The sequence below is a fragment of the Mesorhizobium sp. M0040 genome, assembly GCF_040323505.1.
Lineage (GTDB): Bacteria > Pseudomonadota > Alphaproteobacteria > Rhizobiales > Rhizobiaceae > Mesorhizobium.
The window spans coordinates 44,107-67,110 of record NZ_JAMYVA010000021.1; the positions used below are offsets into that span (position 1 = coordinate 44,107).

The 23,004-nt window shown below is 62.9% G+C and carries 24 protein-coding genes; 13 read left to right on the plus strand and 11 right to left on the minus strand.

The genetic code is table 11. The features are described 5' to 3' along the window. Positions 1-53: 53 nt before the first annotated feature. The 6 genes from phnL (at position 54) to phnE (NKJ91_RS19045) (ending at position 5,944) form a co-directional block, all read left to right on the plus strand. A complete protein-coding gene (phnL, locus tag NKJ91_RS19020; RefSeq protein WP_352456811.1) occupies positions 54-761 on the plus strand; it encodes a phosphonate C-P lyase system protein PhnL in 708 nt (235 codons plus the stop codon). Further along, the gene (locus NKJ91_RS19025; protein ID WP_352456812.1) at positions 758-1,375 is read left to right on the plus strand and encodes a DapH/DapD/GlmU-related protein; all 618 of its coding nucleotides are present in this window, start codon (positions 758-760) and stop codon (positions 1,373-1,375) included. Before phnL ends, NKJ91_RS19025 begins: the two co-directional genes overlap by 4 nt. 263 nt (positions 1,376-1,638) lie before the next feature. Further along, positions 1,639-2,487: a phosphonate ABC transporter ATP-binding protein gene (gene phnC / locus NKJ91_RS19030; protein ID WP_352456813.1), complete on the plus strand. Its 849-nt coding sequence runs from the start codon at positions 1,639-1,641 to the stop codon at positions 2,485-2,487. Between the two features lie 90 nt (positions 2,488-2,577). After that, positions 2,578-3,486 (plus strand): phosphonate ABC transporter substrate-binding protein, encoded by a 909-nt coding sequence (gene phnD, locus NKJ91_RS19035; protein ID WP_352456814.1) that lies wholly within the window; start codon positions 2,578-2,580, stop codon positions 3,484-3,486. Positions 3,487-3,552: 66 nt separating this feature from the next. Then, positions 3,553-4,515, plus strand: coding sequence for a phosphonate ABC transporter, permease protein PhnE (gene phnE / locus NKJ91_RS19040; protein WP_352456815.1), 963 nt, complete (start codon positions 3,553-3,555; stop codon positions 4,513-4,515). A gap of 61 nt (positions 4,516-4,576) precedes the next feature. Next, a complete protein-coding gene (gene phnE / locus NKJ91_RS19045) occupies positions 4,577-5,944 on the plus strand; it encodes a phosphonate ABC transporter, permease protein PhnE (protein ID WP_352456816.1) in 1,368 nt (455 codons plus the stop codon). A gap of 24 nt (positions 5,945-5,968) precedes the next feature. Here the strand turns inward: phnE (NKJ91_RS19045) and NKJ91_RS19050 are convergent, their stop codons facing one another. The 3 genes from NKJ91_RS19050 to NKJ91_RS19060 form a co-directional block, all read right to left on the minus strand. Beyond that, positions 5,969-6,820, minus strand: coding sequence for a sugar phosphate isomerase/epimerase family protein (locus NKJ91_RS19050; protein WP_352456817.1), 852 nt, complete (start codon positions 6,818-6,820; stop codon positions 5,969-5,971). Between the two features lie 176 nt (positions 6,821-6,996). Next, complete coding sequence (locus NKJ91_RS19055) at positions 6,997-8,184, minus strand: Gfo/Idh/MocA family protein (RefSeq protein WP_352456818.1); 1,188 nt, start codon at positions 8,182-8,184, stop codon at positions 6,997-6,999. A 148-nt stretch (positions 8,185-8,332) separates the two neighbouring features. Next, positions 8,333-9,388 (minus strand): sugar phosphate isomerase/epimerase family protein, encoded by a 1,056-nt coding sequence (locus tag NKJ91_RS19060; protein ID WP_352456819.1) that lies wholly within the window; start codon positions 9,386-9,388, stop codon positions 8,333-8,335. Positions 9,389-9,780: 392 nt separating this feature from the next. Here NKJ91_RS19060 and NKJ91_RS19065 point away from each other — a divergent pair, with 392 nt between their 5' ends. From NKJ91_RS19065 to NKJ91_RS19085, 5 genes are read left to right on the plus strand one after another with little or no spacing between them, the layout of a single operon-like run. After that, positions 9,781-10,668 (plus strand): sugar phosphate isomerase/epimerase family protein, encoded by an 888-nt coding sequence (locus tag NKJ91_RS19065; protein WP_023675190.1) that lies wholly within the window; start codon positions 9,781-9,783, stop codon positions 10,666-10,668. 54 nt (positions 10,669-10,722) lie between these two features. Beyond that, entirely contained in the window at positions 10,723-11,892 is a 1,170-nt protein-coding gene (locus NKJ91_RS19070) for a mandelate racemase/muconate lactonizing enzyme family protein (protein ID WP_023675189.1), read from the plus strand. Between the two features lies 1 nt (position 11,893). Next, complete coding sequence (locus NKJ91_RS19075) at positions 11,894-12,610, plus strand: FadR/GntR family transcriptional regulator (protein ID WP_352456820.1); 717 nt, start codon at positions 11,894-11,896, stop codon at positions 12,608-12,610. Position 12,611: 1 nt separating this feature from the next. Further along, the gene (locus NKJ91_RS19080; RefSeq protein ID WP_352448395.1) at positions 12,612-13,592 is read left to right on the plus strand and encodes a hydroxyacid dehydrogenase; all 981 of its coding nucleotides are present in this window, start codon (positions 12,612-12,614) and stop codon (positions 13,590-13,592) included. Positions 13,593-13,634: 42 nt separating this feature from the next. Then, a complete protein-coding gene (locus NKJ91_RS19085; protein WP_352456821.1) occupies positions 13,635-14,018 on the plus strand; it encodes a hypothetical protein in 384 nt (127 codons plus the stop codon). 14 nt (positions 14,019-14,032) lie between these two features. On the opposite strand, the gene NKJ91_RS19090 is transcribed toward NKJ91_RS19085, so the two are convergent. After that, the gene (locus NKJ91_RS19090) at positions 14,033-15,328 is read right to left on the minus strand and encodes an amidase (protein WP_352456822.1); all 1,296 of its coding nucleotides are present in this window, start codon (positions 15,326-15,328) and stop codon (positions 14,033-14,035) included. Positions 15,329-15,448: 120 nt separating this feature from the next. On the opposite strand from NKJ91_RS19090, the gene NKJ91_RS19095 reads away from it, so the two are divergent. After that, on the plus strand, positions 15,449-15,796 hold the full coding sequence (locus tag NKJ91_RS19095) for a GFA family protein (protein ID WP_023675184.1): 348 nt from the start codon (positions 15,449-15,451) through the stop codon (positions 15,794-15,796). Here the strand turns inward: NKJ91_RS19095 and NKJ91_RS19100 are convergent. Continuing rightward, complete coding sequence (locus tag NKJ91_RS19100; protein WP_352456823.1) at positions 15,793-17,016, minus strand: MFS transporter; 1,224 nt, start codon at positions 17,014-17,016, stop codon at positions 15,793-15,795. The genes NKJ91_RS19095 and NKJ91_RS19100 overlap by 4 nt on opposite strands. Positions 17,017-17,107: 91 nt before the next feature. Between NKJ91_RS19100 and NKJ91_RS19105 the strand changes: the two genes are divergently transcribed. Then, entirely contained in the window at positions 17,108-18,088 is a 981-nt protein-coding gene (locus NKJ91_RS19105; protein WP_352456824.1) for an AraC family transcriptional regulator, read from the plus strand. 12 nt (positions 18,089-18,100) lie between these two features. On the opposite strand, the gene NKJ91_RS19110 is transcribed toward NKJ91_RS19105, so the two are convergent. From NKJ91_RS19110 to NKJ91_RS19135, 6 genes are all read right to left on the minus strand, one after another. Continuing rightward, a complete protein-coding gene (locus NKJ91_RS19110; protein WP_352448400.1) occupies positions 18,101-18,382 on the minus strand; it encodes a hypothetical protein in 282 nt (93 codons plus the stop codon). A 246-nt stretch (positions 18,383-18,628) separates the two neighbouring features. After that, the gene (locus tag NKJ91_RS19115) at positions 18,629-19,750 is read right to left on the minus strand and encodes an ABC transporter ATP-binding protein (protein ID WP_352448401.1); all 1,122 of its coding nucleotides are present in this window, start codon (positions 19,748-19,750) and stop codon (positions 18,629-18,631) included. Beyond that, positions 19,750-20,853 carry an ABC transporter ATP-binding protein gene (locus NKJ91_RS19120; protein WP_352456825.1) on the minus strand — a complete coding sequence of 368 codons (1,104 nt, stop codon included), beginning with the start codon at positions 20,851-20,853 and terminating at the stop codon, positions 19,750-19,752. Before NKJ91_RS19120 ends, NKJ91_RS19115 begins: the two co-directional genes overlap by 1 nt. Next, positions 20,850-21,071, minus strand: a complete 222-nt coding sequence (locus tag NKJ91_RS19125) for a hypothetical protein (RefSeq protein WP_023675179.1) — start codon at positions 21,069-21,071, stop codon at positions 20,850-20,852. Before NKJ91_RS19125 ends, NKJ91_RS19120 begins: the two co-directional genes overlap by 4 nt. Continuing rightward, complete coding sequence (locus tag NKJ91_RS19130) at positions 21,068-22,027, minus strand: carbohydrate ABC transporter permease (protein ID WP_352448403.1); 960 nt, start codon at positions 22,025-22,027, stop codon at positions 21,068-21,070. The genes NKJ91_RS19125 and NKJ91_RS19130 overlap by 4 nt, the downstream gene beginning before the upstream one ends. Before the next feature lies 1 nt (position 22,028). After that, complete coding sequence (locus tag NKJ91_RS19135) at positions 22,029-22,934, minus strand: carbohydrate ABC transporter permease (protein WP_023722315.1); 906 nt, start codon at positions 22,932-22,934, stop codon at positions 22,029-22,031. Positions 22,935-23,004 lie beyond the last annotated feature (70 nt).

Genomic DNA, 23,004 nt, shown 5'->3' on the forward strand with positions numbered 1-23,004 from the left:
GCTCAGGCGAAGACATTGCGGGCCGGCGAAGCGCCGAACGGGAGAACCCTCTGATGGCAACCCCGCTCGTTGTCTCCGATGTCGCGAAGAGCTTCACCATGCATCTGCGTGACGGCATCAAACTGCCTGTCGTCGCCGGCGTGTCGTTCTCGATCAGGAGCGGCGAATGCGCCGTGCTCGGCGGCCCTTCCGGCGCCGGCAAGAGCTCGATCCTGAAGATGCTCTACGGCAACTATACCGCCGACGAGGGGCAGATCATCGTCCAGCATGATGGCGGTCTGATCGATCTCGCGACAGCCAGCCCACGCACGGTGCTTGCCGTGCGCCGGCAAACGATCGGCTATGTCAGCCAGTTCCTGCGCACCGTGCCGCGTGTCTCCACACTTGACGTGGTTGCCGAGCCGCTGGTCGAGCGCGGCGAGGAGCGCGAGGTCGCGTACGGCAAGGCACGCGCCTTGCTGGCGCAGCTCAACCTGCCGGAGAAGCTCTGGGCGCTGCCGCCGGCGACGTTCTCCGGCGGTGAACAGCAGCGCGTCAACATCGCGCGCGGCTTCATCACCGAGCACCCGATCCTGCTGCTCGACGAGCCGACCGCTTCGCTCGACGCCAGGAACCGCGATGTGGTGATTTCCCTGATCGCCGCCAAGAAGGCAGCGGGCGTCGCTTTGCTCGGCATCTTCCACGATCACGACGTGCGTGAGGCGGTCGCCGACCGCGTCATCGACGTGACCGCCTTCGCCGCCGGGAAAATCGCCGCATGACCAGGAAACTGTCGGAGGCGCCGCTGATCCACGAGACGGCGGAAGTCGAGAACTCGACGCTTGGCCGCTGGACCGAGATCGCCGAGCGCTGCCGGGTTTCTGAAAGCACGCTCGGCGACTATTCCTACATGATGCAGGACTGTGGCGTCTGGTGCGCGACGATCGGCAAATTCGCCAACATCGCCGCCAGCGTGCGCATCAACGCCACCAACCACCCGACCTGGCGGCCGACGCTGCACCACTTCACCTATCGCGCCTCGGATTATTGGGACGACGCCGAGCACGAGAGCGAATTCTTCGCCAAGCGCCGCGCCAAACGCGTCACCATCGGCCACGACACCTGGCTCGGCCACGGCTCGACCATCCTGCCGGGCGTCACCGTCGGCGATGGCGCGGCGGTCGGTGCCGGTGCGGTGGTGTCGAAGGCCGTCGCGCCCTACACCATCGTCGCCGGCGTACCGGCCAAGCCGATCCGCGAACGCTTCGACCGCCGCACCGCGGAGCGCTACCAGGCGCTCGCCTGGTGGGACTGGGACCATGCAAGGCTGCGCGCCGCGCTCGACGATTTTCGGGAATTGTCGGCGGAGGCGTTTCTGGAGAAATATGGCGGCTAAGGGATCGTGAACGGTGAATGGTGAATAGTGAATGGCGGGACGGATAGGTTTCGAGGCTTAGGGAAGCCTCTCTTGCCACCATTCACTATTCACTATTCACCATTCACCATTCACCATTCGAGCTTCTCGCGCCGAGTTGATCCCGCCCCGCTCCAGGCTGTGGGCAGTAACAAAACTGACATCGTTCCGACACTGCAGGTTCATGCGGCTGCGCTAGCCAGGGTAAACAGACCTTCAATTGCGATTGGACTGGAGCCTGCACCATGTCAGCAACGCTCGAAATTCGCGGCGTCACCCGCCGGTTCGGCAAGAACACCGCTGTCAGCAATGTCGACATCTCGATTCCGCACGGTCAGATGGTCGGCATCATCGGTCGCTCCGGCGCCGGCAAATCGACGCTTCTGCGCATGATCAACCGCCTCATCGATCCGAGCCAAGGATCGATTTTTTTTGACGGCGCCGAAGTTTCCCGGCTGCGCGGCTCGCCGCTCCGACGCTGGCAGCGCGACTGCGCCATGATCTTCCAGCAGTTCAACCTGGTGCCGCGCCTCGATGTGCTGACCAATGTGCTGCTCGGCCGGCTCAATCACCGTTCGACCGTGTCCAACCTGTTTGGCATGTTCTCCCGCGGTGAATGCGCCGAGGCGGTTGCAGCCCTCGAGCGCCTCGACATCGCCCGCACCGCCCTGCAGCCGGCCGGCACGCTTTCCGGCGGCCAGCAGCAGCGCGTTGCGATTGCGCGCGCCATGATGCAGCAGCCGAAGGTGTTGCTGGCGGATGAGCCGATTGCCTCGCTCGATCCGCTCAACGCCAAGGTGGTGATGGATTCGCTGCAGGACATCAATTTGCGCGAGGGCATCACCGTCATCACAAATCTGCATACGCTGGATACGGCCCGCACCTACTGCAACCGCATCATCGGCATGGCCGCCGGCAAGGTCGTCTTCGACGGCCCGCCTGAAGCCCTCAACCGCGAGGCCATGCGCATGGTCTACGGCGCCGACAGCAATGGCGGCGAAATCTCCGAGGCCATCACCTCCACCAGTGTCGCCATCAAACAGAAAATCGCTGCATCCGCCGGACCGCTCGAGCCCGCATTCCCGGGATATTGAGAACGGCCTGATCGCCCGCCCGCGTCAAAGGCACCTGTCAAAAAATTCGAACGCTACCGGCGCGAGGCCGGGACCAACAGGAGAGAGATAATGTTCAGGAAGATGGTTTTTGGCGCCGTTTCATTGCTCGCCATCGCGGCAAGCGCCGCTCACGCCCAGGATATCAAGGAATTCCGCATCGGCATCCTTGGCGGTGAAAACGAAGCGGACCGGCTGCGCAACTTTCAGTGCCTCGCCGATCACCTGAAGTCCGAATTCGGCTTCGAGAAGGTCTCGCTGTTCCCGGCCGCCGACTATGACGGCGTTATCCAGGGCCTGCTCGGCGGCACGCTCGATTTCGCAGAGCTTGGCGCGTCGGGCTATGCCAGCGTCTACCTCAAGGATCCGAACGCCGTGACCCCGATCCTCACCACCCAGCAGACCGACGGCGCGACCGGCTATTATTCGATCGGCCTTGCGCTGAAGTCGTCCGGCATCACCGACATCAAGGCGGCCAAGGGCAAGAAGCTCGGCTATGCCGACCCGGATTCGACCTCCGGCTACCTGATCCCGCTGACCCAGATCCCGAAGGACACCGGCGCTTCGAACGAAACCTTCTTCGCCTCGACCCAGTTAAATGGCGGCCACGAGAACAACCTTCTCGCGGTTCGCGACGGCAAGGTCGATGTTGCGGTTGACGATTCCTCGGGCATCGGCGACTTCAAGAACGGCTACACCTCCGGCACCTTCCACAAGGAAGTCGCCAAGGGCGCCGTGGACCCCAACGATTTCGTCGAAGTCTGGCGCTCCGGCTTGATCCCGAACGGCCCGCTGGTCGTGCGCACCGCGCTCGGCGACGGTATGAGCGCCAAGCTCGCCAACTTCTTCACCAGCCTGCCGGCCAAGGACAAGCCTTGCTTCGAGGCCATCGAAGGCGGCGATTTCACCGGCTATGTTCCGGTGAAGCCGGACTTCTACAGCGTCATCGTCGAAGCCCGCAAAGCCGCGATCGGCGGCTGACGACAATTGCGGAAAGGGCGGCGTCCTCCAGCGCCGCCCTTTTTGCGTGTCCGCTCGTGACCCCGTATGACCTTCGCCGCTACAATTCGTTCAGACGCGGTCCGGCAGGCAGCAGACGCCTGGCGACGCCAGACGTCCCTGCGCCGGTTCTACACGGCGCTCGGCATCGGCTCACTGCTTGTCGCCATGTGCACAGCCATGTGGTTCGCCGACGAGGCCAATGCCGGACATTTCTTCGATCGGCTGCCGCACATACTGGATTTCCTTAGTTGGCTTGTTCCCAAGGACTGGAACGACGTCTGGCGGGCGCTGTTCGACATCGCATCGCCGCACGACAAGGGCAGCCAAGAGTTCAACTTCCCGCTTGGCCGCGTCTATCTCTGGGGCGGCTTTTATCTACCCGAATATATCGAGCTGATGCTCACCACGCTTAACGTGGCGCTGGTTTCCACTTTCATCGGCTTTGTCTTTGCGGTGCCCTTTTCCTTCATCGCCGCGCGCAACTTGACGCCCAGTCCGGTGCTCAGGCTCGTCGTCAAGCGCTTCATGGAACTGCTTCGCGCCTTCCCCGAGATCGTCATTGCCGGCCTGTTCGCAGCCATCCTCTCGACCGGCCCGGTCGCAGCCATCATCGCCATCGGCCTGCATTCCATCGGCGCCCTCGGCAAGCTCTTCTACGAGATCAACGAAAACATCGACATGCGCGCCGAAGAAGGCCTGCGCGCGGTCGGCGCCAACTGGTTCGAGCGCGTGCGCTTTGCCGGCCTGCCGCAAGTGCTGCCCAATTTCATGTCCTACACGCTGCTCAGGATCGAGATCAATGTGCGTATCTCGACCATTATCGGCGCGGTCGGCGGTGGCGGCATCGGCGAGGAACTGAAGCTCTCCATCTCGCGCGGCTTCGGCGCCAAGACGCTGGCATTGGTGCTGCTGCTGTTCACGACGATCTTCCTCGTCGACCAGTTTTCCGCCTGGCTACGCCGCAAGCTCGTCGGCGAGCAGGCATTCATGATGGGTGCCCGACCATGATCCCAAAAAGTGGATTCCGGTTTTTGGAAAAGATCATGGCAAATCAACAAGAAGACTGCCCATGGCCGCAATGACCGCCGATGAGATGCGGTCGATCGAGGAGCGCTTTCCCCAAGTGTTCCGGCGGCCCTTGTACAAACGCTTCGGCCCGCTGGTCCTGTTCACAGGCATCCTGCTCTATCTCCTCTACGCCTTGTGGTTCTTCAGCCTGCCGCAAGTGCTGAGGGAATCGCACTGGGAGCGCCTGCCGCTCTTCCTGACGCAATGGATCAGCTACGATCTGCAGCCGGAATTCCGTCTCGACCAGCCTCAGATCACACCCAGATACCCGCGTTTTTCGGCGCTCGGCGAAGACCCGCATCCCGATTGGGTCATCACCAACGCCAACGGCTCCTACACCATCCTGATCGACGGCCGGGCCAAATCCGTCGCCTTCGACAAGGCCGAAGCGATGCTTGTCGCCAATGGCCATGCGGTGCCGGTGTCCTTGGCCAGCGGCAAACCGGTAATATCCGGCCCGGTGCCGGAGTGGATCACCGCGCATGACGATGAGATCGTCGCCAGGATGGGCTTTGCCGGCGAGGTCCGCATAACCGTCGATCGCGTCAAGGTCCGCAAGCGCTTCCTCGGCTGGGCGAATTTCGTCTTCGACACACGCTCGCCCTTCTTCGGCAAGTCGCCCGGCGAGGTGGTCTCGTTGCTGATGTCCGGACCCCAGCTCAAGCCGGGCACATCAAACATTGCGCTGGCCGCCGACAATATCTGGAACAACGCCCAATGGCAGCATGGCGACGTCTGGACGAAGCTGTTCCAGACCATCGTCATGGCGTTTCTCGGCACCTTGCTCGGCGGCATCGTTGCCTTCCCGCTCGCCTTCTTCGCCGCCCGCAACATCACCCCGAGCGGCCTGCTTAGCCAGGTGCTAAAGCGGTTCTTCGATTTCATGCGTTCGGTCGACATGCTGATCTGGGCGCTGTTCTTCACCCGCGCCTTCGGCCCGGGCCCGCTTGCCGGCAGCGCCGCGATTTTCTTCACCGAGATCGGCACGCTCGGCAAAGTCTATTCGGAAGGCCTCGAGAACATCGACGACAAGCCACGCGAGGGCATCCAGTCGACCGGCGCCAACGGCTTGCTGGTGCAGCGCTATGGCGTGCTGCCGGAAGTGATCCCGGTCTTCATCAGCCAGACACTCTATCAGTGGGAATCCAACACCAGGGGCGCGACGATCATCGGCGCCGTCGGTGCCGGTGGCATCGGCCTGAAGCTCTGGGAGGCGATGCGCACCAATTCCAACTGGGCCAATGTCTTCTACATGGTGCTCTTGGTCCTGCTCGTCGTTTTCATCTTCGACAACATTTCCAATTTCCTGCGCCGCCGCTTGAGCAGGACGATCCACGACTACAACCGGATCCAGGCCGGCCAGGGCTGACGGGGGCGTTACGCAGACGTGCGGTTAGGGCGCCTTCCTCCATCCATTCCTGATATGCCTGTAGCCGTCGCGGTAAACAGCTTCCGGGCCTTCGGAAAAGTCGCGCCACACCTTGGTGGCCGCGGCTAAATCCTTCAGCGAACGCCCGAACGCCTCGATCGTTAGCCAATCGTCGTAGCCGCTCTTGCGAATGGCGGAGAAAGTCTCCTTCCAGGGGACGTGGCCGCGGCCCGGCACGCCGCGATCGTTCTCCGAAATATGGATATGGACGATGTTCTTGCGGTTGCGCGTATAGGCGCCGATCGGGTCGGCCTCTTCGATGTTGGCATGGAACGTGTCGTACATCGCCTTGATGTGCGGCCGGTCGATCGCGTCGATATGCGCCGACAAATCGTCCATCGTGTTGAGCAGATAGCATTCGAAGCGGTTGAGCGCCTCCAGCCCGATGGTGACACCCTTGTTGCCGGCATGGTCACCGATGGCGCGCTGCGAAGCGATCGAACGTTTTTTCTCGGCCGCCGTCGGCCCGCTGCCGGAGAAGGCTCCGAGTGTGGAATGCAGTGGGCCGCTCAACGTGTTCGCGCCAAGCGCCTGAGCGCAGTCGATCGCCGATTTCATGTAGTCGATACCGGCCTTGCGCGTCGAGGCGTCGGCCGAGATCAGGTTCATCGCCGGATCGCCCATCGCCGAGACGGCGGTACGTTGCAGCCCGATGCGGTCGAGCAGCTCACCGAGCTTCTTGTAGTCGTCCGGCGTGCCGGAGAAGACCGGTATCTCGACGCCGTCGAAGCCGGTCGCCTTGATATCCCTCAACAACGGCTCGTGTTTTTTCGTGACACTGGTCGTCCACAACAACATGCACATGCCGATTTTCATCGACGCCCCTCCCCTTCATTCGCTCGATCGCCGGAGGGGTGGTGAGATTCAGGTCAGGCCGAGCCGAAAATGGTGGGTTCCGAGAACCGGAGCGGAGCGTACTTTTGGTACATGAGCACCGGAAGCGCAGGAAACTGCCATTTGCAGGCCGGTCTCACCTGAATATCACCACCCCTTCAGAGCTTCGTCCACGCTCCATTCTTCTTCGCCGATTTCACGCAGGCCTCGATGAAGGCCATGCCTTCGACGCCGTCTTGCACAGTTGGGAAAACGACATCCTTAGCCGGCTTGCCGCCCTTCCGGCGCGCCGCACGAATGGCCCGCGCGGCTTCCTGGTAGATGTTGGCGAAACCTTCGAGATAGCCTTCCGGATGGCCTGGCGGAACGCGGCTGACGCGCCCGGCGACGGGCAACGCTCCCGCGCCGTTTCGGGTGATCAACTGCTTCGGCTGGCCGAACGGCGTGTACCAGAGATAGTTCGGATCGGCCTGCACCCATTCGAGCCCGCCCTTCGAGCCGTAGATGCGCAATTTCAGGCCGTTCTCGTGGCCGGGCGCCACCTGGCTTGCCCAGATCATGCCCTTGGCGGAGTGCGACCCGCCGACCGGCTTGAAGCGCAGCAGCACATTGATGTTGTCGTCGAGCAGCCGCCCCGGTACGAAGGCATCGAGATCGGCCGACAACGAATCGAGCTCCAGCCCGGAGACGAAACGGGCCAGGTTGTAGGCGTGCGTGCCGATATCGCCCAGCGCACCGCCGGCACCGGCCTGCTTGGGGTCTGAGCGCCACGCAGCCTGCTTCTGGCCGGTGGCGGCCAGATCTTCGGTCAGCCAGTCCTGCGGATATTCCGACTGCACGATGCGGATATCGCCGAGTTGTCCTTTGGCCACCATCTCGCGTGCCTGCCGCACCATCGGATAGGCGGTGTAGTTATGCGTCAGCACAAACACCTTGCCGGTCTTTTCGACCAGAGCCGCCAGCTTCTTTGCCTCGGCCAGCGTCGTCGCCAGCGGCTTGTCGCAGATGACGTGGATGCCGGCCTCGAGAAAAGCCTTGGCGGCCGGCACGTGCACATTGTTCGGCGTGACGATGGCCACCACCTCGATGCCATCCGGCCGCTTGGCCTCGGCCTTGGCCATCTCGGCATAGGAGCCGTAGCTGCGTGCCGGATCGAGCCCAAGCTCGGCCGCCGAGGCCTTGGCGCGCTCCGGATTCGACGACAAGGCGCCGGCAACCAGCACGAACTCGTTATCAATGCGCGCCGCGATGCGGTGCACCGCGCCGATAAAGGCGCCTTGTCCGCCGCCAACCATGCCGTAGCGGATCGGACCGCCCCCGGTTTCCGTCTTCGATGCGCCAACCATGATTTTCTCCCTCGTTATCTGAGATACCCCTCCCCCTTGAGGGGAGGGTCGACGCGTAGCGCGGGGTGGGTCGCCGGGCATGAAGCTCGGCATGGACCGACCCCACCCGGCCCTCCGGGCCACCCTCCCCTCCGGAGGGATATCTGTGCTAGATCCCCATCATGCCGCGCAGCACCTTTTTATCGGTCGTGCCGCCGGCGAAATCGTCGAATGCTTTTTCCGTCACCCTGATGATGTGGTGCTGGATGAAGGGGGCGCCTTCGGCAGCACCATCCTCCGGGTGCTTCAGGCAGCATTCCCATTCCAGCACCGCCCATGAATCGTAATTGTATTGGGTGAGCTTGGAGAAGATGCCGCCGAAATCCACCTGCCCGTCGCCGAGCGAGCGGAAACGCCCGGCACGGTTGGTCCAGCTCTGGTAACCGGAATAGACGCCTTGCCGCCCGGTCGGATTGAACTCGGCATCCTTGACGTGGAACGCCTTGATCCGCTCGTGGTAGATGTCGATGAATTCGAGATAATCGAGCTGCTGCAGCAGGAAGTGCGACGGGTCGTAGTTGATGTTGCAGCACTTGTGGCCGCCGACCGCATCGAGGAACATCTCGAATGTCGCGCCGTCGAACACGTCCTCGCCCGGATGGATTTCGTAGCCGACATCGACGCCGTTCTCGTCATAGACGTCGAGGATCGGCTTCCAGCGCTTGCCCAACTCAGCAAATGCTTCCTCGATCAGTCCCGCCGGCCGCTGCGGCCATGGGTAGAGGTATGGGAAGGCCAACGCGCCGCAAAACGACACCGACGCCTTGAGCCCGAGATTCTTCGACGCCTTGGCGGCGAACTTCATCTGTTCGACCGCCCATTGTTGCCTGGCTTTTGGATTGTTGTGCACCGCAGCCGGCGCAAAGCCGTCGAACTGCGCGTCATAGGCGGGATGCACCGCCACCAGTTGCCCCTGCAGATGCGTCGACAGTTCGGTGATTTCGACGCCGGCATCGGCGCAGATGCCCTTCACCTCGTCGCAATAGGCCTTGGAGGAGGCTGCCTTCTCGAGATCGAACAGTCGAGCGTCCCATGTCGGGATCTGCACGCCCTTGTAGCCCAGACCAGCCGCCCATTTGGTGATCGAGGCCAGCGAATTGAACGGCGCGGCGTCGCCCGCAAACTGCGCCAAGAACAGACCAGGCCCCTTCATCGTCGTCGGCATCGGCATCTCCCTATGTTTCACGACCAAGCATAGCGCCGATTGAAAACAGGGCCAGCGTCTTTGGTCTCTTTGCACAGCGCGCTCAGCGCTGCTATTCTGGTATTACCAAATGCCGAAATCTGGTCAAGCCATTTGACGCGCTGCGACGGTCCTGCAACCATGCCGAGTTAGGCCACATGTTTAAGCATAATCAATGGTCTAGCTAGGAGCCAACGCTTGATGGCAGCAGTTCTTGCCGTCCAGATAAAATTACTGTAGACCTCCCTTCAAGCCCAATTGGTCGAACCAGTTTGCAAAAAATGCTGGGACGCCTTGGGGAGGAATCATGCGGCACGCTTCGGCAGAGTGCGCCGCAGGCGAACTGGTACAGGCGATTCTGGGAAGGATAGACCATGCATCTTTCGACGCACAATTGGATGCGGGCGGAGCCGCTGGAAACGACGCTCAAGCGCATCAAGAAATTCGGCTACGAGTCGATCGAGATCTCCGGCGAACCCGAACAGTACAAGCCCAAGGAGACGCGCGCACTGTTGAACGAGTACGGCATTCGCTGCTGGGGAGCGGTGACGCTGATGCTGGGCGAGCGCAATCTCGCCGCCAAGGACCAGGGCCAGCGCGAGCGCTCGGTGCAGTATGTCAAGGACGTGCTGACCATGGTCAGCGAACTTGATGGCGAGATCATCACGCTGGTTCCGGCCACCGTCGGCAAGGTGGTGCCGGACGGCACCGAGGAAGAGGAGTGGAAATGGGTGGTCGACGCCACCCGGGAATGCTTCACCCACGCCAAGAAGGTCGGCGTCAAGATCGCGGTCGAGCCGCTCAACCGCTTCGAGACCTATCTGTTCAACCGCGGCGCCCAGGCACTGGCGCTGGCCGATGCGGTCAGTCCCGAATGCGGCGTCTGCCTCGACGCCTACCACATCCACATGGAAGAATTTAACGTCTACGACGCCATCCGGCAGGTCGGCAAGCGCCTGTACGACTTCCATGTCGCCGACAACAACCGCTTCGCCGCCGGCCTCGGGCAGATCGACTGGCCGAAGATCGTCGGCACGCTGAAGGAGATCGGCTATGACGGCGCGCTGACCAATGAATTCGTCGCCCCCGTCGACCGCACGCCGGCTGCCCCCTATCCCGACATGGTCGAACGCAACCCCGTCGACATCTCGCCGGAGCAGCTGAAATTCATTCAGGACCACGGCTCCAGCGTGCTCACGGAGAAATTCTACACCGACCAGATGCGCATCAACGCGGAAACGCTGCTGCCGCTGATCAAGTAGCCGAGCCGTTTGGAAAAGCCCTTCCGCCTCACCGCGGCCGGGCCGAGGATGAACATGCGCATCAAGACGGTCCAAGCCTGGTGGGTCCGCATACCGATCGAAGCCGCGAAGCAGCACCGCAGCGACTTCGGTCAGGTGGCGACGTTCGACGCCGCCATCCTGCGCATCGAGACCGACGACGGGCTGGTCGGCTGGGGCGAGGGCAAGAATGCCGCCGGCAGCGCCGGCAGCTACGGCGCCCTTGTCCATTTGCTGAACTACGAGGTCGGCCCGCAGCTGGTCGGCCGCGACCCGGCTGACATCGGCGTCATATGGGAGATGCTCTATAATGGCACGCGCCACGACAGCGCCGCTCGCGCCGGCCACGCCATGCCGCAATTGGCGCGACGCGGCATGAGCATCGCCGCTATCAGCGCCGTCGACATCGCATTGTGGGACATTCTTGGCAAATCGCTCGGCGTTCCGGTCTGGCGGCTGCTCGGCGGCCGCAAGCTGGACCGCATGCCGGCCTATGCTTCCGGCGGCTGGGCCACTGCGGAAGCCATCGGCGACCAGCTGCAGTCCTACATCACCAAGGGCGGTTTCAAGGCGCTGAAGATGCGCGTCGGCGCCATGGACGGCGCCCCACATATCTCGGCCGCTCGCGTCCGTGCCGCCAGACAGGCGCTCGGTCCCGATATCGACCTGATGGTCGACGCGCACGGCACCTACACGGTGGCCGAAGCCAAGCGCTTTATCCATCTCGCCGGCGACCTCGATCTCGCCTGGTTCGAGGAGCCGGTGATCGCCGACGACAAGCCCGGCATGGCCGAGGTGCGCGCCTGCGGTTCGATCCCGATCGCCACCGGCGAAAGCGAGGCGACGCGCTATGCCTTCCGCGACCTCGCCGTGCTCAAATCCGCCGATATATTCCAGCCGGATCCGGCCTTTTGCGGTGGCATCAGCGAGGCGATGAAGATCGGCACCATCGCCAGCGCCTTCAATCTGCGCTTTGCGCCGCATCTTTGGGCCGGCGCGCCCTGCTTCTTTGCCGGGCTGCATGTCTGCGCTGCTTCGCCGGCGAGCTTCACCGTCGAATATTCGCTCGGCGCCAACCCGATGATCCACGATCTGATCGAAGAGACTGTCGAAGCAAAGGACGGTATGGTAGCGATCCCTGATAGACCCGGGCTGGGATTCACCATTTCGGAGCGGTTCCTGGAGGCGCACGCGCAACACGGCTGACATGAAAGAAAAGAACCTTCTCGCGGAACTCGCCGCCTATCTGTTCTCCCATTCGGACAAGGAGACGGGCCGCACGCCGTCGGAGCGCGAACTGGCAGAGCATTTCAGCGTCAGCCGCGGCCAGATCCGCGAGGCACTGGCCATTCTCGAGGCCATGCGCATCGTCGAGCGACGGGCGAAATCCGGGATCTACATCGATACGAAGCAGGCGAGCGTCGAGGCGATGGCGCTGTTCGCCCGCGCCGGCCTGCCGCTCGATCCCGTCCAGATCTACGAGACGGTCGAGTTGCGCAAGATCCACGAGATCAAGGCCGCCGAACTTGCCTGTTCACGCGCCACCGAGGAGAATTTCGAGCGGCTGCGCGAGATCCTGAAGGCCTCCGAGGATCGCATCGCCGCCGGTGAAGGGCTTGCCCGGGAAGACCGCGAGTTCCACCTCGAGATCGTGCGGGCGACCAGGAACAGCGTCTTCCACAATATCTGCAGCGTCTACTACATGATGGGTGAACTGCGCCTGCCGATCTATTTCAACGATCCCGAACGCAGCGTGCGCTCCCATGCCGAGCATATCCAGATCTACGAGGCGCTGCTGCGCCGCGATGGCAATCTCGCCCAGGCGCTGATGAGCGCCCACCTGCAAGGCGCGGAAAGCTACTGGAAGGGGCTGATCGAGGGGCGTGGGGCGGAACCGGAAAGCCCTGCGCTCGAAAAGGCCTGAAATGCCCAAGATCCTGTCAACACACAGACTGCACCCTCGTGCCGCTTCCATGCTGACCGGGGCCGGCGAACTCGTCGTTGCTTCCGCCCTCGATGCGGCCACGCTGGCCGCCGAGGCGAGGAACGCCGATGTCATCATCGTTCGCGCTCCCTTGCCTGCGGCGCTTTTCGAAGGCGCGAAGAAGCTCAGGGCCGCGATCCGCCACGGCGCCGGGCTGGACATGGTACCGATGGAAGCGGCCAATGCGGCCGGCGTGCTGGTGGCGAACGTGCCGGGGGTGAACGCGCGATCTGTCGCCGAATATGTAATGTTCGCGGCGCTGGCGCTGCTTAGGCGCTTCCGTGTGTTGGACCGCGACTTGCGTGCGAAGGGCTGGCTGGCGGGCCGCGAACACACGGTGGTGGCCAGCGAGCTAGCGGGCAAGACGATCGGCATTGTCGGCCTCGGCGCGATCGGTCAGGCGGTTGGCCACATCGCCGCCCATGGGTTCGATCTGAATGTGGTGGCGACGACGCGCAGCATGCGGCCGGCGCCGGACAGGGTCGGCTTCCTGTCGATCGATGCACTCATCGAGCAGAGCGACATCATCGTTCTGTGCTGCCCGCTGACGCCCGAAACACGGGGGCTGATCAGCCGCGAGCGCATTGAGCGGATGAAGCCGGATGCGCTGCTGATCAATGTTTCGCGCGGGCCGGTGATCGATGACGACGCGCTGATCGAGGCCTTGCAGAAGGGCCGCATCGGCGGCGCTGCGCTCGATGTTTTTGCTACACAACCGCTACCGCCCAACCATCCTTATTTCGGCTTCGACAACGTCATCGTCACCCCGCACATGGCTGGGATTACCGAGCAGTCGATGATGCGGATGGGCGTCGGCGCGGCTGGCGAAGCCTTGCTCGTGCTGGCCAACAGATTGCCGGTCAATCTGCGCAACCCCGAAGTGGTCGAGCACTACCGGCGGCGGTTCCCTGCCGATTTCTGAAAGCGCCGCAATTTTCCCGAATTCGCCGGCGATGGTGCCGGCATGGCAAGCGTCACAAAATTCCTGCTGACTGCCGGCTTCTGCGTGGCGATGACGCAAGCCTTCGCCAACGGACAGGGTAGCTACGTGTTCTGCGACAACGGCATACGTTGCGTGGCGGCACCCTGTCCATCGAACAGCGCACTCGACCTTGCTGCTGGGAAGCTCATCAAAGGCGTTTCAATCGACATCGATCGCCTGCCGCAGCAAGACAAGGCGCTCGATCTTTCAGACAAGCTCTATGCCGGCAAGGTCGTTGTTGTCGGCTCGATCGAGAACCGCACCCGGACCTTCAACGGCAAGCGGTACACCCTGCCTTGGCTGGTCGCCACCAGCATCGAACGCGCCGCCAAGGACAGCGAACGCGGCCACTGCTCGTCGCGCTGACACGCGCTATCCGATCAATTTGCAAGCAGCCCCTCCACGCCCGCTGCGATGCGCAGCAGGTGGTGGTCATGGCCATTGCGCGCCACCAGCATCAGGCCGGCCGGACGCGTCATTCCCGGCATCGGAAGCGAGATGGCTGATAGATCGAACTGGTTGGCGACCTGCGTGTTGCGCAGCAGAAGGCCTTCCGTCCTGTTGCACAGAGCCTCGTCGCTGGTCATCGACACGATCGTCGGCGCCGTCACCGGTGTGGTCGGCAGGGCCAGCACGTCGACCGACGCCAGCCGGTCATCCATCGCGGCGGCCAGCGCCGTGCGGCGGCGCATTGCCCTGATATAGACCGTGGCCGGAATGGCGGCGGCGCGCGCCAATGGCCCGCTTACCCGCGGGTCGACCGGCCTCGTCGCTCCCGTCGCCAGCCAGTCGGCATGGATCTCCGCCCCTTCCATCGCCGCGATCGACGCGCGTTGGGTTGCCACGCGCAGATCGGCAAGCAGGTCGTCGATCGACAGCTCCACAAGCCGTGCGCCGCTAAGCTCTATCTTGCGCAGACACCGGTCGAACGTCGTCGCGACCTCTTCCTGCGTATCATCGAACAGCACGCCGCGCGCAATACCGATGCGCAGGCCGTCCAGCGGCAGCGGCAACAGTGCCGCCAGGTTTTCGCCCGACATCACTGCATCGGCCGCCGCACATTCGGCGACGGTGCGGGCCAGCGGACCGATCGAGTCCAGCGTGGCTGACAGCGGAAACGCACCGGCAAGCGGCACGCGCCGCGCAGTCGGCTTGAAACCGACGACGCCATTCAGCGATGCCGGAATGCGCACCGAACCACCGGTATCGGAACCGATGGAGATTTCGCTGGTGCCTTCGCCCACCGAAACGCCGGCGCCTGAGGAGGAGCCGCCCGGAATACGGCTGGCATCGCTAGCATTGCCGGGCGTGCCATAATGTGGATTGACGCCGATCGCAGTAAAGGCGAACTCGGTCATGTTGGTCTTGCCGAGGATGATTGCACCGGCCTGGCGCAACTGTTGCACGACAATGGCATCCCGCAGCGCCGGCGCTGCGTTGGCGAGCAGCAGAGAGCCCGCCGTGGTCGGCTCGCCGGCGACATCGAACAGATCCTTGATCGAGACGATCGCCCCATCGAGCGGCCCGAGCGTGACGCCGGCTTTTCGCCGCGCATCGGTGGCGTCCGCCGCCGCCCGTGCGGCTTCCGGGTAGAGCTTTACGAAAACCCTCTCATCGTCGACGCGAGCGGCAAGAGGCGAAAGAATTGCTTCGAGGTGATCGCGGGCTGATTGCATTTTTCGGTGTCGGACTCCGCGCGCTTGCAACGTCTTAACGTAGTAGCCAGAAACTGGCCGCAGGAGACATAGCCCGGCACGGTCGGATTTGCACCTGTCGAACCGAAGGAGGAAGGCCCGATGCTCTACCAAGGCAGCTGCCACTGCGGCAAGGTCGCGTTCGAGGTCGAAGGCGAGCTGACCGGAGCCGTTCGGTGCAATTGCTCGATCTGCTCGCGCAAGGGTGCACTGCTATGGGCAGTTCCGCATGAGAGCATGCGGGTGCTTGCCTGGGGCGATGATCTCGGCCGCTACAGCTTCGGCAACCATGTCATCGCCCACCGCTTCTGCCGCAGCTGCGGCATTCACCCCTTCGCCGAGGATGTCGGCGAAGGGAGCGGGCGAAGTGCCTATATCAATATTAATTGCATCGAGGCGTTGGACGTCGCCGCCGTGCCGGTCTTCGACTTCGACGGCCGTTCCGTTTAGGCCTTAGGGTCGTCGATCGGCTTGGGGCCAAGGAAGAACGCCGCCAGTGCCGCAAGCAACGTCGCCGCCGCGCAATAGGCGAAGGCGGTGGCAACGCCGGTATTGTCGACCAGCAGGCCGCCGAAGACGGCGCCCAACGCGATGGCGACTTGGAACGTCATAACCATGAGCCCACCGGCGCTTTCCGCCTGATCGGGAGCGGCCCGCACCAGCCAGGTCTGCAGCCCGACTGGGACGGCGCCGAAGGCAAAGCCCCAGCTGGCCACTGCTATTGCAGCCACGACGGGTGAACCTCCGACCACCAGCAGCAGGAGCGCCGAAAACGCGATCAGCAGGGGCGCCAGGCTGACGGCTGCCTTGAGGCTGCGTTCGGCAATGAAGCCGCCGGCAAAATTGCCGAAGAAGCCACCAATGCCGTAGGCGAGCAGCACAAGCGAGATCGTCTCGATGTCCAGCGCGGGCACCTTCTCGAGAAACGGGCGGACATAGGTGAAGCCGGCAAAATGTCCCGAGGCGACCAGCAGCACCACCAGCAGTGCCACCCTGATCATCGGCCGCTTCATCACCTCCAGCAGCGTGCGAAAACCTGCCGTACCTGCAGGCGGCAGCTTCGGAATGGTAGCCACCTGCACCAGCAGCGCCAGCGCACCGACCACGGCGGCGATCATGAACGCCGTCCGCCAGCCCCAGATGTCGCCGACATAGGCGCCGACCGGAGCCGCGCAGACCGTCGCCACCGAAACGCCGGTGAGAATGATCGACATGGCGCGCGGCATCAGCCGCATCGGAACGAGCCGCATCGCCATGGCTGCCGACATCGACCAGAAGCCGCCAAGACTGATCCCGAGCATGATGCGGGCAATCAGAAGAATGGGAAGCGAGGACGCAAACGCGGCCACCAAGTTTGACAGCACAAGCAGCACCGTCAGCGCCCACATGACCAGCCTGCGGTCCAGCCGCTTGGTGACAATAGCCATGGTCGGCGCCGCAATCGCGCCAATGACGGCGGTGGCCGTTACCGCCTGCCCGGCGGCGCCTTCGGTGATGCCGAGATCCTGCGCAAGCGGCGTCAGCAGGCTGGCAGGCAGAAATTCCGCGGTCACCAGGCCAAAGACTCCGAGCGCCAGGGAGACCACCGCCCCCCATGCGGGCTCGGATCGTTCGCCGGTTTCCGATGAGTCGAGAACGGCGTCCATGACGCCTGTCGCGGGTTCGGTCATGAGGGATCTCCGATCTGGTTGCAGCGCAGCATCTGGCTGCAGTGCTACATAGGGAGTGACTATCTGGAGTTTCCATGCTAGAAACACCATTATGCTTGACCGTTCGTCCAAAATCCCCGTCACCGGTGATCCGCTGACAGACATATTGCGCGGATTGCGCCTCGAAGGCGTCGATTACGGCCGTTGCGAGATGAAGGAACCCTGGGGCATCCATTTTCCGGCTCAGGCGGCGGCACGGTTTCATTTCATCGGCCGCAAAGGCTGCTGGTTGCTGCAGCCGTCCGGCGAATGGGTGGAACTGAAGGCGGGCGACGCGGTATTGTTGCCGCGCGGCTCAGCCCACACGCTGGCAAGTGAGCCGGGCACCGAGGCGGCGCCGATCCACGGCTATGAGGTCGAGGAAATCTGCAAGAATGTCTATTGCATGTCGAATGACGGCGTGCCCGGCTGCCGTCCGGGGACCTTGCTGTTTTTCGGCAGCATGTATTTCAATCTCGATGGCTTGCACCCCTTGCTCGGCATGATGCCGGACGTGATGCGCGCGCATGAGTTGGAAGCCTATGAGCCAGGCATCCCGCATTTGCTGGAGGCGATGGCTCGCGAGGTGACGATGGAGCGCGTCGGCTCCGGCGGCATCCTGGCGCGGCTGGCCGATGTGCTCGCCGCGACCGTCATCCGCTCATGGGTCGAGCGCGGCTGCGGCGACTCTTCCGGATGGATCGCGGCGGTGAGGGACCGCGAGATCGGCCGGGTGCTGGCCGCGATCCATCTGGAACCGAGCCGCGACTGGACGGTAGACGCTCTGGCAAAGATGATGGGCGCCTCACGATCAGGTTTCGCCGAGCGCTTCGCAACCATTGTCGGCGAAACACCGGCAAAGTACGTCACGCAGGTGCGGATGCACCAGGCGAGGCAATGGCTGGTCCGCGACCGGCTCAAGATTTCCGTCGTCGCGGCTCGTCTCGGCTACGAATCCGACGCCTCCTTCAGCCGCGCCTTCAAACGGGTCATCGGATCGCCGCCCAGCCATTTCCGGGCCGAGGAACAGGCTGATATCCGCCAGGCCGGCTAAACGTTGGCCGGGTTATTGCTCGGTGATGCAGGCCGAGCCGGCGCTGCTCTTGCAATATTTGCCGGAGGCCCCGCACCTGCCATCCGAGACTTCCACGACGGTGCCGCTCAACAACAGTTTGCAGTCGCTGGTGGACAGATTGACCGTGCCGTTGAGGTCCTTGATCTTCTTGGCGTCGACCTTCGCGCCGGCGACAACTTTCTTGGCTGCCTGCGCCTCGCCCAGATGCGCCGCCGACAATCCCATACCGGCGACGAGCAGGATCGTCGCAAAACTGCGGAACAGATTTCCCATAGCCAACCCTCCGTTTTGGGCCTCCAAATTGGGCTTGCAAAGCCCGTTTGGGACCAAAGGATCAGCCTATTCGACAAGTCGGAGCATCCGCATCCCCCGTACGGGGGATGACGAGAAGACTCGAGCATTTCGCAGCCAAGCGGAATCACGTGGCGTCGCACAAATGCGGCTAAAACACATGGATAGAGCGGCATGCACGGTTCACTTTGAACGTATCCCGCTCTAGCGCAGTAAAGACGGTTGTACTTAGCCGGCGTGACGCAGGCTTATTCCGCTGCCCTTGTCGAACAGCACCACCTTGTCCGGGTTCCAGGCAAAGCGCACCGGCTGCTCTATCTGGACGTCGGTCCTCGCAGGCACGGTGGCGCGCAGCATGGCGTCGCCGACCCGCAGCGTCAGGATCTTCTCGACGCCATGGTTCTCGACGTCATGGACCCGCGCCTCGACCGGCGCGCCGGTCTCGAGATAGACGTCCTCGGGACGAATACCGAAGACGAGCGGGCGACCGTCGGTCGCCGCGCCCGTCTTTAGCCCCCACGAAGTCTTGGCACCCCCCGAAGTCTTGGCACCCCCCGCAAACGGCAATTCGAAATTGAGCGGCGCCATCACCGCACGTCCGTTGACGAGCTTGCCGTCGATGAGGTTCATCGGCGGCGAGCCGACGAAGCTTGCCACGTAGGTGTCGCGCGGATTGTTATAGATCTCGTACGGCGTGCCGGTCTGGACGATGCGGCCATGGTTGAGCACGCCGACCTTGTCACCCATCGACATCGCCTCGATCTGATCATGCGTCACGAACAGGAAGGTGGCGCCAAGCTGCATCTGCAGGTTCTTCAATTCGGTGCGCAGCGCCTCGCGCAATTTGGCGTCGAGCGCCGACAACGGCTCGTCCATCAGGAATACCCGCGGCTTGCGCACGATGGCGCGACCGATCGAGACGCGCTGCATCTCGCCGCCTGAAAGCCTGTCGGTCTTGCGGTCGAGCAGATGCTCGATCCTCAGCGTCCTGGCCGCGCGGTCGACACGATCCTTGATCTCGGCATCGGGCAGCCGGCGGATCTTCGGCTTCAGCGGAAATTCGAGGTTCTGGCGCACCGTATAGCGCGGGTACAGCGAATATTGCTGCAGCACCAGCGCCACGTCACGCTCGGCCGCGCCCCAGTCGGCGACATCGACGCCGTCGATGAAGACCTGGCCTTCGCTCGGTTTTTCCAGGCCGGCAATCATGCGCAGCGTCGTCGTCTTGCCGGCGCCGGTCTCGCCAAGCAGGACGAAGAACTCGCCATCGGCGATGTCGAGATCGAGCCCGGTCAAGGCGGTGTGATTGCCGAATTTCTTCGAGATGTTCTTGAGCTGGATGTGGGCCATCAGAGTCTCACTCCCAGCGATTTGCCGCTCGCCGTGTCGAAGAAATGCGCCTGGCTGGGATCGATTCTGACGAAGACTCTTTCGCCGGGGCCGCCGATGAAGCCGCTCTTGGTGCGCGCACGCAGCATCTTGGAGCCGACCTTGAGGTCGACGATGTCGAAGGACCCGAGCGGCTCGACGATCTGCGTCTCCACCGGCAAGAATCCCTCGGCGGCTTCGCGGCGGACGAGGACGCCTTCCGGCCGGATGCCGAGCGCGAGTTGGCTGCCGGCATGGCCGTTGAGCTTCGACAGCAAGGCGCGCGGGAATTCGAAACCGGCGGCCGCATCGCCGACCGTGACCGAGGCCGATGAGGCTTTCTCGGTCACCGAAGTGTCGGCGACGTTCATCACCGGGCTGCCTACAAATTGCGCGACGAAAAGATTCGCCGGATGCGAATAGACCTCGTCCGGCGAGCCGACCTGCTGCAGCACACCTTCATGCATGATGACGATGCGGTCGGCGAGGCTCATCGCCTCGATCTGGTCGTGGGTGACGTAGATGCTGGTCGAGCCCTGCTTGATGTGCAGCCGCTTGATCTCGGCCCGCATCTCCTCGCGCAGCTTGGCATCGAGCGCCCCGATCGGCTCGTCCATCAGCATCGCCTTCGGCCGCCGCACCAAGGCTCGGCCGATCGCCACGCGCTGCATGTCGCCGCCCGACAGCGCCGACGGTTTCTTGGCGAGGAGATCGCTGATCTGCAGCGTCTTGGCGACCGAGCGAACCTCGCTGTCGATCTCGGCCTTGCTCTTGCGCGTCGCCCTGAGCGGAAAGGCGATGTTCTCATAGACGCTCATATGCGGATAGAGCGAGAACGACTGGAAGACCATGGCGATATCGCGATCGGCGGCCTTGAGGTGCTGGACCGGCTTGCCGTCGATGAGGATGTCGCCGCCGTCGATCGTCTCCAGCCCGGCAATCGCCCTGAGCGTCGTCGTCTTCCCGCAGCCCGACTGGCCGAGCAGCACGATGAACTCGTTGTCGTCGATCTTCAGGTTGAGGTCTTTGATGACCTGGACGGCGCCGAAATATTTCTGGACGCCTCGAAGCTCGATCTGGGTCAATGCTGTGCCCCCGGATTTGCCCCTTGCCCGGTGCCGGCCTTCTCCTCCGGCGCGATCTTGGAGGTGATGTTGAAGCCGATCAGGCCGATCAGGATGATGGTCACGCCATAGCTGTGCAGCAGCATGTTCCACGGCTGGCAGAGCGCGATGATACCGAGCACCATCAGCACCTGGCTGCCCGGTTCGAGATATTTCTGGTTGATGTCGCGAAAGCTCATTTGCGGATCGCTCCAAACGACATGCCGCGCAACAGGTGGTTGCGGAGCAGGAAGGTGAAGATCGCGACCGGCAGCAGGAACAGGAAGGTTCCGGCGGCAATCACCGTCCAGTCCGGCAGGCCGGAACCGATCTGGCTGGGGATGAAGGGCGGTGCTGTCTGGGCACGGCGGCTGGTCATGATCAGTGCGAAGGCATATTCGTTCCACGCCGTGATAAAGCAGAACACGGCGGTGGCGGCGATGCCGGTGGCGGCCTCGGGCAGCACGATCTTGAAGAAGGCCTCCATGCGCGTATAGCCGTCGACGAGGGCCGCCTCCTCATACTCCTTGGGGATCTCGTCCATGAAGCCCTTCATCAGCCACACCGAGAAGGACAGGTTGAAGGCGGTGTAAAGGATGATCAGGCCGATATGGGAATCGTTGAGGCCGACCGCCCGGTACATCAGGAACATCGGAATGGCGACGACCACCGGCGGCAGCATGCGTGTCGACAGGATGAAGAACAGTAGGTCCGCCTCGCCTTTTACCTTGAAGCGCGAGAACCCATAGGCGGTGAAGGTGCCCATACCGACGGCCAGGACGGTCGAGGTTATGGCAACGATCAGTGAGTTCATGAAACGGCTCGGATAGCCCGACCACTGCACCTGGCCCTTGCCGTCGCGCACGATCTTTTCGCCCCCATTGAAGACGACGCGCTCCCACCACGGCGCAGCCGCGTACTCCTCCGGCGACGGCGGGCTACGCAGTTGCGAACGCTTGGTGAACAACTTGACGAAGGGCGATATCTCCGGCTGGAAAACCACCGTCGGCGGAATGGTGGTGGCGAGGTTGCGCGGCTTGAACGCCGTCGAGGCGATCCAGTAGATCGGCGCCAGGAAGATGATCGTCACCAGCAGGACAGCGACGATGGCGACCCGGTTGAAGGTGATTTCGGAAGAAGTGCGGACTGCGGCCATCTCAGCGCTCCTTCACCTTGTTGAGGTATTTGACATAGATGTTGGTGATCGCCAGCACCATGATCAGCACGATGTAGGCGAGCGCGCAGGAACGCCCGGTCTGCCATTCCTGGAACGCCATCTTGTAGAGCCGGATCGAGATCAGCTCGGCCGTCGGCTGGCTGGTCAGGATGTAGGCGAGGTCGAAGGTCTTGAACGCCTCCATGGTGCGGAAGATGACCGCGATCATCAGGATCGGCGCAACCAGCGGCAGCGTTATGCGGAAGAAGGTGTAGAACGGCCCGGCCCTGTCGATCGCGGCTGCCTCGTAGAGATGCTTGGGCACGGCCGACAGGCCGGCCAGCGACAACAGCATGACGAAGGGCGACCACATCCAGATGTCGGTCAGCGCGACCGCATAGAGCGCCATTTTCGGATCCGACAGCCATTCGAAGGTGCCGAGGCCCAGCGCATAATTGATGATGCCGAAGGACGGATCGTAGAGCAGCTTCCAGAACAGGCCGACGACGGCCATCGACAGCATCATCGGCAACAACAGGAGCGTCGTCAGCAGGCCCTTGAGCGGAATGTCGCGGTTGAGCAGCATGGCCACGCCGAAGCCGACGAGCAGCTGGCCGGCGACCGAGATGATGACGTATTTTGCGGTGATGGCGAAGTTGGACCAGACATAGGGATCGCTGAGCAGGTCGCGGTAGTTTTGCAGCCCGACGAAATTCGCCGCCGCGCTGGTCGAGGCGCGGAAATCGGTGAACGAATAGCCCAGCGAATAGATCAGCGGGAAGATGTTGAAGACGATCAGAAACAGGATCGTCGGGATGATGAAGAGATTGCGGATCGAAATGTCGCTTAGACCGCGAGCGGCGGCCCGCGAGGACCTGTCCAGCGTGGTGATCATCGTGGTCGCCAAGACTCTGCTCCCGGTTCAAAAATCAGAAAAAGAAACGGAGGAGGCACGAACGCCCCCTCCGTGAAACTTC